We start from the raw sequence: 12,083 nt of genomic DNA on the forward strand, positions 1-12,083 counted from the left end.
TTCCGGAGCGTTACTAGAGACAGGACTACTGAGTAGCCATGGCGGGACAGAAGATCCGCATCCGGCTCAAGGCCTACGACCACGAGGTCATCGACAGCTCGGCGAAGAAGATCGTCGAGACGGTGACGCGTACTGGTGCGTCGGTCGCGGGCCCGGTGCCGCTGCCCACTGAGAAGAACGTGTACTGCGTCATCAAGTCGCCGCACAAGTACAAGGACTCGCGCGAGCACTTCGAGATGCGTACGCACAAGCGCCTGATCGACATTCTCGACCCGACGCCCAAGACCGTTGACTCTCTGATGCGACTCGACCTCCCGGCCGGTGTCGACATCGAGATCAAGCTCTGAGGGTCGGTGATCTGAGAATGGCTAAGCAGATCAAGGGCATCCTGGGCGAGAAGCTCGGCATGACGCAGGTGTGGGACGAGAACAACCGTGTTGTTCCGGTCACCGTCGTCAAGGCCGGCCCGAACGTCGTGACCCAGGTCCGTACGAACGACACCGACGGCTACGAGTCGGTCCAGATCGCCTTCGGCGAGATCGACCCGCGCAAGGTGAACAAGCCCCTCAAGGGCCACTTCGCCAAGGCCGACGTCACTCCCCGCCGCCACCTCGTCGAGATCCGTACCGCTGACGCCAGCGAGTACACCCTCGGCCAGGAGATCACCGCTGAGGTGTTCGAGGCCGGCATCAAGGTCGACGTGACCGGCAAGAGCAAGGGCAAGGGCTTCGCCGGTGTCATGAAGCGTCACAACTTCAAGGGCCTCGGCGCCGGTCACGGCACCCAGCGCAAGCACCGCTCCCCCGGTTCCATCGGTGGCTGTGCCACCCCGGGCCGCGTGTTCAAGGGCCTCCGCATGGCGGGTCGCATGGGCAACGAGCGGGTCACCACCCAGAACCTGACCGTTCACGCCGTTGACGCGGAGAAGGGCCTGCTGCTCATCAAGGGCGCGGTTCCTGGTCCGAACGGCGGCCTCGTCCTGGTCCGCACCGCGGCCAAGGGGGCCTGAGGACTATGAGCACCATTGACATTCTGTCGCCCTCCGGCGACACCGCTGGGACCGTTGAGCTCCCGGCCGAGATCTTCGACGTAGAGAAGATCAGCGTTCCGCTGCTTCACCAGGTCGTCGTCGCACAGCTGGCCGCCGCCCGTCAGGGCACGCACAAGGTCAAGCGTCGTGGCGAGGTCCGCGGTGGTGGCAAGAAGCCTTACCGCCAGAAGGGCACCGGCCGCGCCCGTCAGGGTTCGACCCGTGCGCCGCAGTTCGCCGGCGGTGGCGTCGTTCACGGCCCCACCCCGCGTGACTACTCGCAGCGGACCCCGAAGAAGATGAAGGCCGCGGCCCTGCGCCACGCCCTCACCGACCGGGCCCGCAACAACCGCATCCACGTCGTCTCCGGCGTCATCGAGGGCGAGTCGCCTTCGACGAAGGCCGCGAAGACGCTCTTCGGCAAGATCAGCGAGCGCAAGAACCTGCTGCTCGTCATCGACCGTGCCGACGAGGCCGCGTGGCTGTCCGCCCGCAACCTGCCCCAGGTTCACATCCTGGAGCCGGGCCAGCTGAACACGTACGACGTTCTCGTCTCGGACGACGTGGTCTTCACCCAGGCCGCTTTCGAGTCCTTCGTGTCTGGCCCCAAGGCCGCTGACACCGAAGGGAGCGAAGCCTGATGGCTACGCGTCACCCGAGCATCGCCTCGAAGGCCGCCAAGGCCGCCAAGGCCGCGCGCGTCGCCAAGGCGCGTCGCCACGAGGCCGAGGGCAAGAACACCGTCGTCACGCCGGCGACCAAGGCGTTCACGGACCCCCGTGACATCCTGCTCAAGCCGGTCGTGTCCGAGAAGAGCTACGCGCTTCTCGACGAGGGCAAGTACACGTTCATCGTGGCTCCCGGCGCCAACAAGACCCAGATCAAGCAGGCCGTCCAGGCGGTCTTCTCGGTCAAGGTCACCGGGGTCAACACGATCAACCGCCAGGGCAAGCGCAAGCGGACCCGCACGGGCTTCGGCAAGCGTGCCGACAGCAAGCGCGCGATCGTGACCCTTGCCGAGGGCGACCGTATCGACATCTTCGGCGGTCCGACCGCGTAAGCGGGTCGGATCGTCCGATATCGGACGAGGACTGAGAAATGGGAATCCGCAAGTACAAGCCGACTACGCCGGGCCGTCGTGGCTCCAGCGTCGCCGACTTCGTCGAGGTCACGCGGTCCACGCCGGAGAAGTCGCTGGTCCGCCCGCTGCACAGCAAGGGCGGCCGTAACAACGCCGGTCGTGTGACCGTTCGCCACCAGGGTGGCGGACACAAGCGCGCCTACCGAGTGATCGACTTCCGTCGTCACGACAAGGACGGCGTGCCGGCGAAGGTCGCGCACATCGAGTACGACCCCAACCGCACCGCGCGCATCGCGCTGCTGCACTACGCCGACGGCGAGAAGCGCTACATCCTCGCCCCGCGCAACCTGCAGCAGGGTGACCGCGTCGAGAACGGTCCCGGGGCCGACATCAAGCCGGGCAACAACCTGGCGCTCCGCAACATCCCGGTCGGTACCACGATCCACGCGATCGAGCTCCGTCCGGGCGGCGGCGCCAAGTTCGCCCGCTCCGCCGGTGCTTCCGTGCAGCTGCTCGCGAAGGAGGGCCAGATGGCCCACCTGCGCATGCCGTCCGGTGAAGTCCGCCTGGTCGACGTGCGCTGCCGCGCCACGATCGGCGAGGTCGGCAACGCCGAGCAGTCCAACATCAACTGGGGTAAGGCCGGCCGTAAGCGCTGGCTGGGCGTTCGTCCGACCGTTCGCGGTGTGGCGATGAACCCGGTTGACCACCCGCACGGTGGTGGTGAGGGCAAGACCTCCGGTGGTCGCCACCCGGTCTCCCCGTGGGGTCAGAAGGAGGGTCGTACTCGTTCGCCCAAGAAGGCGTCGAACAAGTACATCGTCCGCCGCCGCAAGACGAACAAGAAGCGCTAGGAGCGGGTTTAGATGCCGCGCAGTCTCAAGAAGGGGCCCTTCGTCGACGACCACCTGATCAAGAAGGTGGACGCCCAGAACGAAGCCGGCACCAAGAACGTCATCAAGACCTGGTCCCGTCGCTCCATGATCGTGCCGGCCATGCTCGGCCACACGCTCGCGGTGCACAACGGCAAGACCCACATCCCGGTGTTCGTCACCGAGTCGATGGTCGGCCACAAGCTCGGCGAGTTCTCGCCGACGCGCACCTTCCGGGGTCACGTCAAGGACGACCGGAAGTCGAAGCGCCGCTAACCGCGGATCGCATTCAGACACGTAAGTAACTGAGAGGGACAACCATGGAAGCCAGGGCCCAGGCGCGGTACATCCGCGTTACGCCCATGAAGGCCCGCCGCGTGGTGGACCTTATCCGTGGCATGGACGCCACGGAGGCTCAGGCGGTCCTGCGATTCGCTCCGCAGGCCGCCTCAGTGCCCGTCGGCAAGGTGCTCGACAGCGCCATCGCCAACGCCGCGCACAACTACGACCACACCGACGCCGACAGCCTCTTCATCTCCGAGGCGTACGTCGACGAGGGTCCGACCCTGAAGCGGTTCCGGCCGCGCGCCCAGGGCCGTGCCTACCGGATCCGCAAGCGGACCAGCCACATCACCGTGGTCGTCAGCAGCAAGGAAGGAACCCGGTAATGGGCCAGAAGGTAAACCCGCATGGGTTCCGGCTCGGTGTCACGACCGACTTCAAGTCGCGTTGGTACGCCGACAAGCTGTACAAGGACTACGTCAAGGAAGACGTCGCCATCCGTCGGATGATGACGTCCGGCATGGAGCGCGCCGGTATCTCGAAGGTTGAGATCGAGCGCACCCGTGACCGTGTGCGTGTGGACATCCACACCGCGCGTCCGGGCATCGTCATCGGCCGCCGTGGCGCCGAGGCCGACCGCATCCGCGGTGACCTCGAGAAGCTCACGGGCAAGCAGGTCCAGCTGAACATCCTCGAGGTCAAGAACCCCGAGACGGACGCTCAGCTGGTTGCTCAGGCCGTTGCCGAGCAGCTCTCCTCCCGCGTCTCCTTCCGTCGGGCCATGCGCAAGAGCATGCAGTCCGCCATGAAGGCCGGCGCCAAGGGCATCAAGATCCAGTGCGGTGGCCGCCTCGGCGGCGCCGAGATGTCCCGCTCGGAGTTCTACCGCGAGGGCCGTGTGCCCCTGCACACGCTCCGTGCGAACGTGGACTACGGCTTCTTCGAGGCCAAGACGACCTTCGGCCGTATCGGTGTGAAGGTCTGGATCTACAAGGGCGATGTCAAGAACATCGCCGAGGTCCGCGCCGAGAACGCTGCCGCCCGTGCGGGTAACCGCCCGGCTCGCGGTGGCGGCGGCTCCGACCGCCCGGCCCGTGGTGGCCGTGGTGGCGAGCGGCGCGGTCGCAAGCCGCAGCAGGCTGCAGGCGCCGAGGCCCCCAAGGCCGAGGCTCCCGCCGCCGCTCCGGCTGAGAGCACCGGAACGGAGGCCTGACCGTCATGCTGATCCCCCGTAGGGTCAAGCACCGCAAGCAGCACCACCCGAAGCGCCGTGGTCAGGCCAAGGGCGGTACGACGGTTGCGTTCGGCGAGTACGGCATCCAGGCCCTCACGCCGGCATACGTGACCAACCGCCAGATCGAGGCGGCCCGTATCGCGATGACCCGCCACATCAAGCGTGGCGGCAAGGTCTGGATCAACATCTACCCGGACCGCCCGCTCACGAAGAAGCCTGCCGAGACCCGCATGGGTTCCGGTAAGGGTTCGCCGGAGTGGTGGATCGCGAACGTGCACCCGGGCCGGGTCATGTTCGAGCTGTCCTACCCCAACGAGAAGATCGCCCGTGAGGCCCTGACTCGCGCAGCCCACAAGCTGCCGATGAAGTGCCGGATCGTCAAGCGCGAGGCAGGTGAAGCGTGATGTCGGCCGGTACCAAGGCGTCCGAGCTGCGCGAACTGGGTGACGAGGAGCTTCTGGCGAAGCTCCGCGAAGCCAAGGAAGAGCTGTTCAACCTCCGCTTCCAGGCGGCGACCGGTCAGCTCGAGAACCACGGTCGGCTGAAGGCCGTCCGTAAGGACATCGCGCGGATCTACACCCTGATGCGTGAGCGCGAGCTGGGCATCGAGACGGTGGAGAGCGCCTGATGAGCGAGAGCAACGTGACTGAGAACACCGCTGAGGCCCGTGGCTTCCGCAAGACCCGTGAGGGTCTCGTCGTCAGCGACAAGATGGACAAGACCGTCGTCGTCGCCGTCGAGGACCGTGTGAAGCACGCGCTGTACGGCAAGGTCATCCGCCGTACCAACAAGCTCAAGGCTCACGACGAGCAGAACGCCGCGGGCGTCGGCGACCGTGTCCTCCTCATGGAGACCCGGCCGCTGTCCGCGACGAAGCGCTGGCGCGTCGTCGAGATCCTCGAGAAGGCCAAGTAATTCCTGCGGGGCTAATCCCGCAGGTCAGTTCCGCCAGGCTCGGCAGGGGCTCTCGTAACTGAAGCCCCTGCCGGGAACCGGCAGACAAACAGGAGATAGACGTGATCCAGCAGGAGTCGCGACTGCGCGTCGCCGACAACACTGGTGCGAAGGAAATCCTTTGCATCCGTGTGCTCGGTGGCTCCGGTCGCCGCTACGCGGGCATCGGTGACGTCATCGTCGCCACCGTCAAGGACGCGATCCCCGGTGGCAACGTGAAGAAGGGTGACGTCGTCAAGGCGGTCATCGTTCGCACCGTCAAGGAGCGCCGCCGTCCGGACGGCTCGTACATCCGCTTCGACGAGAACGCCGCCGTCATTCTGAAGAACGACGGCGACCCTCGCGGCACCCGCATCTTCGGCCCGGTCGGCCGGGAGCTGCGCGAGAAGAAGTTCATGAAGATCATCTCGCTCGCGCCGGAGGTGCTGTAAGCATGAAGATCAAGAAGGGCGACCTGGTCCAGGTCATCACCGGTAAGGACAAGGGCAAGCAGGGCAAGGTCATTGCCGCTTACCCGCGCGACGAGCGTGTCCTGGTCGAGGGTGTCAACCGGGTCAAGAAGCACACCAAGGCCGGTCCGACCGCTCGCGGTTCCCAGGCCGGCGGCATCGTCACGACCGAGGCGCCGATCCACGTCTCCAACGTCCAGCTGGTCGTTGAGAAGGACGGCAACAAGGTCGTCACGCGTGTCGGTTACCGCTTCGACGAAGAGGGCAACAAGATCCGCGTTGCCAAGCGGACGGGTGAGGACATCTGATGGCTACCACCACCACTCCGCGTCTGAAGACGAAGTACCGCGAGGAGATCGCGGGCAAGCTGCGTGACGAGTTCAAGTACGAGAACGTCATGCAGGTTCCCGGCCTCGTCAAGATCGTGGTCAACATGGGTGTGGGCGACGCCGCCCGCGACTCCAAGCTGATCGAGGGCGCCATCCGCGACCTCACCACGATCACCGGTCAGAAGCCGGCCGTCACCAAGGCCCGCAAGTCCATCGCGCAGTTCAAGCTGCGTGAGGGTCAGCCGATCGGTGCTCACGTCACGCTCCGTGGCGACCGCATGTGGGAGTTCCTGGACCGCACCCTGTCGCTCGCGCTGCCGCGCATCCGCGACTTCCGTGGTCTGTCCCCCAAGCAGTTCGACGGCCGTGGCAACTACACCTTCGGTCTCACGGAGCAGGTCATGTTCCACGAGATCGACCAGGACAAGATCGACCGCGTCCGGGGTATGGACATCACCGTGGTCACCACGGCGACCAACGACGCTGAGGGCCGCGCGCTCCTTCGTCACCTCGGCTTCCCCTTCAAGGAGGCGTGAGCGAGATGGCGAAGAAGGCTCTCATCGCGAAGGCTGCTCGCAAGCCCAAGTTCGGCGTGCGTGGCTACACGCGCTGCCAGCGCTGCGGCCGTCCCCACTCCGTGTACCGCAAGTTCGGCCTGTGCCGCGTGTGCCTTCGTGAGATGGCTCACCGTGGCGAGCTGCCGGGCGTGACCAAGAGCTCCTGGTAGTCCCTGCTTTTAGGGATTCCAGAGGCTCTCGGTAAGTAAAGGGTTTGGTCAGGGGCCCACTCTCCATGGCTTAGGCTAGGAGGGTTGGGCGCCCTGACGCCCGTACGACTTACTACGCCGTAGGTCCACCGCGCCGCACCCGTCCCGTCTCGGATCGGGGAGAGGGATGGCGCACCAGGAAACCCCGGCGAGAGAGGCCGAAGGCCAATTCATGACCATGACTGATCCGATCGCAGACATGCTTACGCGTCTGCGGAACGCGAACTCGGCATACCACGACACCGTGGCGATGCCGCACTCGAAGATCAAGTCGCACATCGCGGAGATCCTCCAGCAGGAGGGCTTCATCACGGGCTGGAAGGTCGAGGACGCCGAGGTCGGCAAGAACCTCGTTCTCGAGCTGAAGTTCGGCCCGAACCGTGAGCGCTCCATCGCGGGCATCAAGCGGATCTCCAAGCCCGGTCTCCGGGTTTACGCGAAGTCCACCAATCTGCCCAAGGTCCTCGGTGGCCTCGGCGTGGCGATCATCTCCACGTCGCACGGTCTCCTGACCGACAAGCAGGCCGGCAAGAAGGGCGTAGGCGGAGAAGTCCTCGCCTACGTCTGGTAGCGGAAGGGAACGGAGGAAACAGCTATGTCGCGTATTGGCAAGCTCCCCATCACGGTTCCCGCCGGCGTGGACGTCACCATCGACGGCCGTACGGTCTCGGTCAAGGGCCCCAAGGGTTCCCTGAGCCACACCGTTGTCGCGCCGATCGACATCGCCAAGGGTGAGGACGGCGTTCTCAACGTCACCCGCCCCAACGACGAGCGTCAGAACAAGGCCCTGCACGGCCTGTCCCGCACGCTGGTGGCGAACATGATCACCGGCGTGACCCAGGGTTACGTGAAGAAGCTCGAGATCAGCGGTGTCGGTTACCGCGTGCAGGCCAAGGGCTCGAACCTTGAGTTCGCGCTCGGCTACAGCCACCCGATCACCGTCGAGGCCCCCGAGGGCATCACCTTCAAGGTGGAGACCCCGACCCGTTTCTCGGTCGAGGGCATCGACAAGCAGAAGGTCGGCGAGGTTGCGGCCAACATCCGCAAGCTGCGCAAGCCCGACCCGTACAAGGCCAAGGGCGTCAAGTACGAGGGCGAAGTCATCCGCCGCAAGGTCGGAAAGGCGGGTAAGTAAGCCATGGCATACGGACAGAAGATCCTGAAGGGCGACGCCTACAAGCGCGCCGCGATCAAGCGCCGTCACATCCGGATCCGCAAGCGGATCGCCGGTACGGCGGAGCGTCCCCGTCTGGTCGTTACCCGCTCGAACCGCCACATCGTGGCCCAGGTGATCGACGACATCCAGGGTCACACCCTGGCGTCGGCGTCCACCCTGGACACCTCGGTCCGCGGTGGCGAGGGCGACAAGTCGGCGCAGGCCAAGCAGGTCGGCGCCCTGGTTGCCGAGCGTGCCAAGGCCGCCGGCGTCGAGGCCGTCGTATTCGACCGTGGTGGCAACCAGTACGCCGGGCGCATTGCCGCTCTGGCGGACGCCGCCCGCGAAGCCGGCTTGAAGTTCTGAGCCGTTCGTAGCTAGCGGATAAAGAGAGAGGTAATTCCAATGGCTGGACCCCAGCGCCGCGGTGGCGGTGCCGGTGGCGGCGAGCGGCGGGACCGGAAGGGCCGTGACGGCGGCGCAGCTGCCGCCGAGAAGACCGCGTACGTTGAGCGCGTTGTCGCGATCAACCGCGTCGCCAAGGTTGTGAAGGGTGGTCGTCGCTTCAGCTTCACCGCGCTGGTCGTGGTGGGCGACGGTGACGGCACCGTGGGTGTCGGTTACGGCAAGGCCAAGGAGGTGCCGGCCGCCATCGCCAAGGGTGTTGAGGAGGCCAAGAAGCACTTCTTCAAGGTCCCCCGTATCCAGGGCACCATCCCGCACCCGATCACGGGTGAGAAGGCGGCGGGCGTCGTCCTGCTCAAGCCGGCGTCCCCCGGTACCGGCGTTATCGCCGGTGGCCCGGTGCGTGCCGTGCTCGAGTGCGCCGGCGTTCACGACATCCTGTCGAAGTCGCTCGGTTCGTCGAACGCGATCAACATCGTGCACGCGACCGTGGAGGCCCTGAAGGGCCTGCAGCGTCCCGAGGAGATCGCGGCTCGCCGTGGTCTGCCCCTCGAGGACGTCGCTCCCGCGGCTCTGCTGCGTGCGCGTGCCGGGGCTGGTGCTGCGTAATGGCTCAGCTCAAGATCACGCAGACGAAGTCGTACATCGGCAGCAAGCAGAACCACCGTGACACCCTGCGCTCCCTTGGTCTCAAGGGCATCAACACGCAGGTCGTCAAGGAGGATCGTCCCGAGTTCCGCGGCATGGTGCACACCGTCCGCCACCTCGTGACGGTCGAGGAGGTCGACTGATCATGGCGGAGAACAACCCGCTGAAGATCCACAACCTCCGTCCGGCCCCCGGCGCCAAGACCGCCAAGACCCGTGTCGGTCGTGGTGAGGCGTCGAAGGGTAAGACGGCCGGTCGTGGTACCAAGGGTACGAAGGCCCGTTACCAGGTTCCGGAGCGCTTCGAGGGTGGGCAGATGCCCCTCCACATGCGTCTTCCGAAGCTGAAGGGCTTCAAGAACCCGTTCAAGACCGAGTTCCAGGTCGTGAACCTCGACAAGCTGGCCGCGCTGTACCCGGAGGGTGGCGAGGTCACCGTCGAGGGTCTCGTCGCCAAGGGTGCCGTTCGCAAGAACAGCCTCGTCAAGGTCCTCGGCCAGGGCGAGATCTCCGTGGCGCTGCAGGTGACGGTTGACGCCGTCTCCGGCTCCGCCAAGGAGAAGATCACCGCCGCCGGCGGTACCGTCACCGAGCTCGTCTGAATACATCAGGCGCCTCGATGACTTGAGCGATCCCGACCGGGGATACCCCACAAATGGGGTATCCCCGGTTGGTCGTTCCTAGGGTGGCAGTCTCGCGGGTAAGGTGGCCTGCACTGCCAACTTTTACTGAGTGCCTCACATGCGGCACTCTGAGCGGCAGTTGACCGTTACCTAATCGTCGAACCTCAAGACCGTCACCCTTGACGCAGTAGCGCGGGGGTCGCAGGAGGCACCGTGCTCACCGCGTTCGCCCGGGCGTTCAAGACGCCCGACCTGCGCAAGAAGCTGCTCTTCACGCTCGGCATCATCGTGATCTACCGGGTCGGTACGCATATCCCGATCCCCGGCGTCGATTACACGTCCGTACAGCAGTGTGTGGACGAGGCGTCCGCAAACCAGGGCCCCCTCGGTCTGATCAACATGTTCAGCGGCGGAGCGCTGCTGCAGATCACCATCTTCGCGCTCGGGATCATGCCGTACATCACGGCGAGCATCATCCTCCAGCTGCTGACCGTCGTGATCCCGCGCCTGGAAGCCCTCAAGAAGGAGGGCCAGGCCGGTACGGCGAAGATCACGCAGTACACCCGTTACCTGACGGTGGCGCTCGCGATCCTGCAGGGCACCGGTCTTGTCGCCACCGCCCGCAGCGGCGCCCTGTTCTCCGGCTGCACGGTCGCCGGCCAGGTCGTCCCGGACCGCTCGATCTTCGTGACCGTCACCATGGTCATCACGATGACCGCCGGTACGGCCATGGTCATGTGGCTCGGTGAGCTCATCACCGACCGCGGTATCGGCAACGGCATGTCGATCCTGATGTTCATCTCGATCGCCGCGACCTTCCCGTCCGCGCTGTGGGCCATCAAGACGCAGGGATCCCTGGCCGACGGCTGGATCGAGTTCGGCACCGTCATGCTCGTCGGGCTCGTCATGGTCGGCCTGGTGGTCTTCGTCGAGCAGGCCCAGCGCCGAGTCCCGGTGCAGTACGCGAAGCGCATGATCGGCCGCCGTTCCTACGGTGGTACGTCCACGTACATCCCGTTGAAGGTGAACCAGGCGGGTGTGATTCCCGTCATCTTCGCCTCGTCGCTGCTCTACATCCCGGCTCTGATCTCGCAGTTCTCGAGTGGTACTTCGAGCTGGAAAACCTGGATCGAAGCGAATCTCGTCACAGGCGACCATCCGATTTACATCACTCTGTACTTCTTGCTCATTGTTTTCTTCGCGTTCTTCTACGTGGCGATCTCCTTCAACCCCGAGGAAGTCGCCGACAACATGAAGAAGTATGGTGGCTTCATCCCGGGCATCCGGGCTGGCCGTCCGACCGCTGAGTACCTGTCCTATGTACTCAACCGGATCACCTGGCCGGGTTCGCTGTATCTGGGTCTGATCGCTCTCGTCCCGACGGTTGCGTTGGCCGGTTTCGGGGCCAATCAGAACTTCCCGTTCGGTGGCACCAGCATCCTGATCATCGTGGGTGTCGGTCTCGAGACCGTGAAGCAGATCGAGAGCCAGCTCCAGCAGCGCAATTACGAAGGGTTCCTCCGCTGATGCGAATCGTCCTCGTCGGGCCGCCGGGCGCGGGCAAGGGTACGCAAGCCACACGCCTTGCCGAGAAGCTGAACATCCCGCACATCTCCACGGGCGACCTGTTCCGCGCCAACATCAGCCGCCAGACGGAGCTCGGGAAACTCGCGAAGTCCTACATGGACGCGGGCAATCTCGTGCCGGACGAGGTCACCATCGCGATGGCCAAGGACCGCATGGAGCAGCCGGACGCCGAGGGCGGCTTCCTGCTGGACGGCTTCCCGCGCAATGTGTCCCAGGCCGAGGCGCTGGACGAGCTGCTGTCGTCCGAGGACATGCGGCTGGACGCGGTGCTGGACCTGGAGGCCCCCGAGGAAGAGGTGGTCAAGCGGATCGCCGGCCGGCGCACCTGCCGGAACGACTCCGCGCATGTCTTCCACGTGACGTACAGCCCGCCGAAGAAGGAAGGCGTCTGCGACGTCTGCGGCGGCGAGCTGTACCTGCGGGGCGACGACTCCGAGGAGACGGTCCGGACGCGGCTCGAGGTCTACCACACGCAGACCGAGCCGATCATCGACTACTACAAGGCGCAGGGTCTGGTCGTGACGATCGAGGCCATGGGTCCGGTGGACGAGGTCACGAGCCGTGCCCTGGCCGCGCTGAAGCGCGAGGGCGCCGAGAACTAGGTCTTTGTACGTCGCTGTAGCCGCGGTTCCCTTCCTGGGGCCGCGGCTGCTGCGTGCGGTGGCTGC

General features: G+C 65.5%; 23 protein-coding genes. All 23 read left to right on the forward strand.

Annotation, left to right across the window (positions count from 1 at the left end; translation table 11 throughout):
* Positions 1-38: 38 nt before the first annotated feature.
* The 23 genes from rpsJ (at position 39) to OHT76_RS26000 (ending at position 12,017) form a co-directional block, all read left to right on the forward strand.
* Entirely contained in the window at positions 39-347 is a 309-nt protein-coding gene (rpsJ, locus tag OHT76_RS25890) for a 30S ribosomal protein S10 (RefSeq protein WP_003948644.1), read from the forward strand.
* Positions 348-364: 17 nt separating this feature from the next.
* Positions 365-1,009 carry a 50S ribosomal protein L3 gene (gene rplC, locus OHT76_RS25895; RefSeq protein ID WP_123991105.1) on the forward strand — a complete coding sequence of 215 codons (645 nt, stop codon included), beginning with the start codon at positions 365-367 and terminating at the stop codon, positions 1,007-1,009.
* Positions 1,010-1,014: 5 nt separating this feature from the next.
* Positions 1,015-1,671, forward strand: coding sequence for a 50S ribosomal protein L4 (gene rplD, locus OHT76_RS25900; protein ID WP_328873252.1), 657 nt, complete (start codon positions 1,015-1,017; stop codon positions 1,669-1,671).
* Positions 1,671-2,090, forward strand: coding sequence for a 50S ribosomal protein L23 (gene rplW / locus OHT76_RS25905; RefSeq protein WP_328873253.1), 420 nt, complete (start codon positions 1,671-1,673; stop codon positions 2,088-2,090). Before rplD ends, rplW begins: the two co-directional genes overlap by 1 nt.
* Positions 2,091-2,128: 38 nt before the next feature.
* The gene (rplB, locus tag OHT76_RS25910; RefSeq protein WP_328873254.1) at positions 2,129-2,965 is read left to right on the forward strand and encodes a 50S ribosomal protein L2; all 837 of its coding nucleotides are present in this window, start codon (positions 2,129-2,131) and stop codon (positions 2,963-2,965) included.
* 12 nt (positions 2,966-2,977) lie between these two features.
* On the forward strand, positions 2,978-3,259 hold the full coding sequence (rpsS, locus tag OHT76_RS25915; RefSeq protein WP_003992359.1) for a 30S ribosomal protein S19: 282 nt from the start codon (positions 2,978-2,980) through the stop codon (positions 3,257-3,259).
* A 44-nt stretch (positions 3,260-3,303) separates the two neighbouring features.
* Positions 3,304-3,651, forward strand: coding sequence for a 50S ribosomal protein L22 (gene rplV / locus OHT76_RS25920; RefSeq protein WP_003974262.1), 348 nt, complete (start codon positions 3,304-3,306; stop codon positions 3,649-3,651).
* The gene (rpsC, locus tag OHT76_RS25925; protein ID WP_232650418.1) at positions 3,651-4,478 is read left to right on the forward strand and encodes a 30S ribosomal protein S3; all 828 of its coding nucleotides are present in this window, start codon (positions 3,651-3,653) and stop codon (positions 4,476-4,478) included. Before rplV ends, rpsC begins: the two co-directional genes overlap by 1 nt.
* Positions 4,479-4,483: 5 nt before the next feature.
* Positions 4,484-4,903: a 50S ribosomal protein L16 gene (rplP, locus tag OHT76_RS25930; protein WP_004927269.1), complete on the forward strand. Its 420-nt coding sequence runs from the start codon at positions 4,484-4,486 to the stop codon at positions 4,901-4,903.
* Positions 4,903-5,127 carry a 50S ribosomal protein L29 gene (gene rpmC, locus OHT76_RS25935; RefSeq protein WP_003998824.1) on the forward strand — a complete coding sequence of 75 codons (225 nt, stop codon included), beginning with the start codon at positions 4,903-4,905 and terminating at the stop codon, positions 5,125-5,127. Before rplP ends, rpmC begins: the two co-directional genes overlap by 1 nt.
* Entirely contained in the window at positions 5,127-5,414 is a 288-nt protein-coding gene (gene rpsQ / locus OHT76_RS25940; protein WP_328873255.1) for a 30S ribosomal protein S17, read from the forward strand. The genes rpmC and rpsQ overlap by 1 nt, the downstream gene beginning before the upstream one ends.
* A 101-nt stretch (positions 5,415-5,515) precedes the next feature.
* Positions 5,516-5,884 carry a 50S ribosomal protein L14 gene (rplN, locus tag OHT76_RS25945; protein ID WP_003998823.1) on the forward strand — a complete coding sequence of 123 codons (369 nt, stop codon included), beginning with the start codon at positions 5,516-5,518 and terminating at the stop codon, positions 5,882-5,884.
* 2 nt (positions 5,885-5,886) lie between these two features.
* Entirely contained in the window at positions 5,887-6,210 is a 324-nt protein-coding gene (gene rplX / locus OHT76_RS25950) for a 50S ribosomal protein L24 (protein ID WP_269661072.1), read from the forward strand.
* A complete protein-coding gene (gene rplE / locus OHT76_RS25955) occupies positions 6,210-6,767 on the forward strand; it encodes a 50S ribosomal protein L5 (protein ID WP_053661885.1) in 558 nt (185 codons plus the stop codon). Before rplX ends, rplE begins: the two co-directional genes overlap by 1 nt.
* Before the next feature lie 5 nt (positions 6,768-6,772).
* Positions 6,773-6,958, forward strand: coding sequence for a type Z 30S ribosomal protein S14 (locus OHT76_RS25960; RefSeq protein WP_003948630.1), 186 nt, complete (start codon positions 6,773-6,775; stop codon positions 6,956-6,958).
* Between the two features lie 211 nt (positions 6,959-7,169).
* Positions 7,170-7,568: a 30S ribosomal protein S8 gene (gene rpsH / locus OHT76_RS25965; protein WP_015658459.1), complete on the forward strand. Its 399-nt coding sequence runs from the start codon at positions 7,170-7,172 to the stop codon at positions 7,566-7,568.
* A 24-nt stretch (positions 7,569-7,592) separates the two neighbouring features.
* Positions 7,593-8,132: a 50S ribosomal protein L6 gene (gene rplF, locus OHT76_RS25970; RefSeq protein ID WP_328873256.1), complete on the forward strand. Its 540-nt coding sequence runs from the start codon at positions 7,593-7,595 to the stop codon at positions 8,130-8,132.
* Positions 8,133-8,135: 3 nt separating this feature from the next.
* The gene (gene rplR, locus OHT76_RS25975) at positions 8,136-8,519 is read left to right on the forward strand and encodes a 50S ribosomal protein L18 (RefSeq protein WP_328873257.1); all 384 of its coding nucleotides are present in this window, start codon (positions 8,136-8,138) and stop codon (positions 8,517-8,519) included.
* A gap of 39 nt (positions 8,520-8,558) precedes the next feature.
* Positions 8,559-9,167: a 30S ribosomal protein S5 gene (gene rpsE / locus OHT76_RS25980; protein ID WP_013001409.1), complete on the forward strand. Its 609-nt coding sequence runs from the start codon at positions 8,559-8,561 to the stop codon at positions 9,165-9,167.
* A complete protein-coding gene (gene rpmD, locus OHT76_RS25985; protein WP_005481207.1) occupies positions 9,167-9,349 on the forward strand; it encodes a 50S ribosomal protein L30 in 183 nt (60 codons plus the stop codon). The genes rpsE and rpmD overlap by 1 nt, the downstream gene beginning before the upstream one ends.
* Positions 9,350-9,351: 2 nt before the next feature.
* The gene (rplO, locus tag OHT76_RS25990; RefSeq protein ID WP_003974249.1) at positions 9,352-9,807 is read left to right on the forward strand and encodes a 50S ribosomal protein L15; all 456 of its coding nucleotides are present in this window, start codon (positions 9,352-9,354) and stop codon (positions 9,805-9,807) included.
* A 234-nt stretch (positions 9,808-10,041) separates the two neighbouring features.
* On the forward strand, positions 10,042-11,355 hold the full coding sequence (gene secY / locus OHT76_RS25995) for a preprotein translocase subunit SecY (RefSeq protein WP_328873258.1): 1,314 nt from the start codon (positions 10,042-10,044) through the stop codon (positions 11,353-11,355).
* Positions 11,355-12,017: an adenylate kinase gene (locus OHT76_RS26000; protein ID WP_328873259.1), complete on the forward strand. Its 663-nt coding sequence runs from the start codon at positions 11,355-11,357 to the stop codon at positions 12,015-12,017. The genes secY and OHT76_RS26000 overlap by 1 nt, the downstream gene beginning before the upstream one ends.
* The last annotated feature ends 66 nt before the right edge of the window (positions 12,018-12,083 follow it).

It is taken from the genome of Streptomyces sp. NBC_00287 (assembly GCF_036173105.1).
Classification (GTDB): Bacteria; Actinomycetota; Actinomycetes; order Streptomycetales; family Streptomycetaceae; genus Streptomyces.

Excerpts from the sequence above, each read along its gene's own strand:
- rpsJ (WP_003948644.1), top strand. The coding sequence starts at position 39 with ATGGCGGGACAGAAGATCCGCATCCGGCTCAAGGCCTACGACCACGAG.
- rplC (WP_123991105.1), top strand. The coding sequence starts at position 365 with ATGGCTAAGCAGATCAAGGGCATCCTGGGCGAGAAGCTCGGCATGACG.
- rplD (WP_328873252.1), top strand. The coding sequence starts at position 1,015 with ATGAGCACCATTGACATTCTGTCGCCCTCCGGCGACACCGCTGGGACC.
- rplW (WP_328873253.1), top strand. The coding sequence starts at position 1,671 with ATGGCTACGCGTCACCCGAGCATCGCCTCGAAGGCCGCCAAGGCCGCC.
- rplB (WP_328873254.1), top strand. The coding sequence starts at position 2,129 with ATGGGAATCCGCAAGTACAAGCCGACTACGCCGGGCCGTCGTGGCTCC.
- rpsS (WP_003992359.1), top strand. The coding sequence starts at position 2,978 with ATGCCGCGCAGTCTCAAGAAGGGGCCCTTCGTCGACGACCACCTGATC.
- rplV (WP_003974262.1), top strand. The coding sequence starts at position 3,304 with ATGGAAGCCAGGGCCCAGGCGCGGTACATCCGCGTTACGCCCATGAAG.
- rpsC (WP_232650418.1), top strand. The coding sequence starts at position 3,651 with ATGGGCCAGAAGGTAAACCCGCATGGGTTCCGGCTCGGTGTCACGACC.
- rplP (WP_004927269.1), top strand. The coding sequence starts at position 4,484 with ATGCTGATCCCCCGTAGGGTCAAGCACCGCAAGCAGCACCACCCGAAG.
- rpmC (WP_003998824.1), top strand. The coding sequence starts at position 4,903 with ATGTCGGCCGGTACCAAGGCGTCCGAGCTGCGCGAACTGGGTGACGAG.
- rpsQ (WP_328873255.1), top strand. The coding sequence starts at position 5,127 with ATGAGCGAGAGCAACGTGACTGAGAACACCGCTGAGGCCCGTGGCTTC.
- rplX (WP_269661072.1), top strand. The coding sequence starts at position 5,887 with ATGAAGATCAAGAAGGGCGACCTGGTCCAGGTCATCACCGGTAAGGAC.
- rplE (WP_053661885.1), top strand. The coding sequence starts at position 6,210 with ATGGCTACCACCACCACTCCGCGTCTGAAGACGAAGTACCGCGAGGAG.
- OHT76_RS25960 (WP_003948630.1), top strand. The coding sequence starts at position 6,773 with ATGGCGAAGAAGGCTCTCATCGCGAAGGCTGCTCGCAAGCCCAAGTTC.
- rpsH (WP_015658459.1), top strand. The coding sequence starts at position 7,170 with ATGACCATGACTGATCCGATCGCAGACATGCTTACGCGTCTGCGGAAC.
- rplF (WP_328873256.1), top strand. The coding sequence starts at position 7,593 with ATGTCGCGTATTGGCAAGCTCCCCATCACGGTTCCCGCCGGCGTGGAC.
- rplR (WP_328873257.1), top strand. The coding sequence starts at position 8,136 with ATGGCATACGGACAGAAGATCCTGAAGGGCGACGCCTACAAGCGCGCC.
- rpsE (WP_013001409.1), top strand. The coding sequence starts at position 8,559 with ATGGCTGGACCCCAGCGCCGCGGTGGCGGTGCCGGTGGCGGCGAGCGG.
- rpmD (WP_005481207.1), top strand. The coding sequence starts at position 9,167 with ATGGCTCAGCTCAAGATCACGCAGACGAAGTCGTACATCGGCAGCAAG.
- rplO (WP_003974249.1), top strand. The coding sequence starts at position 9,352 with ATGGCGGAGAACAACCCGCTGAAGATCCACAACCTCCGTCCGGCCCCC.
- OHT76_RS26000 (WP_328873259.1), top strand. The coding sequence starts at position 11,355 with ATGCGAATCGTCCTCGTCGGGCCGCCGGGCGCGGGCAAGGGTACGCAA.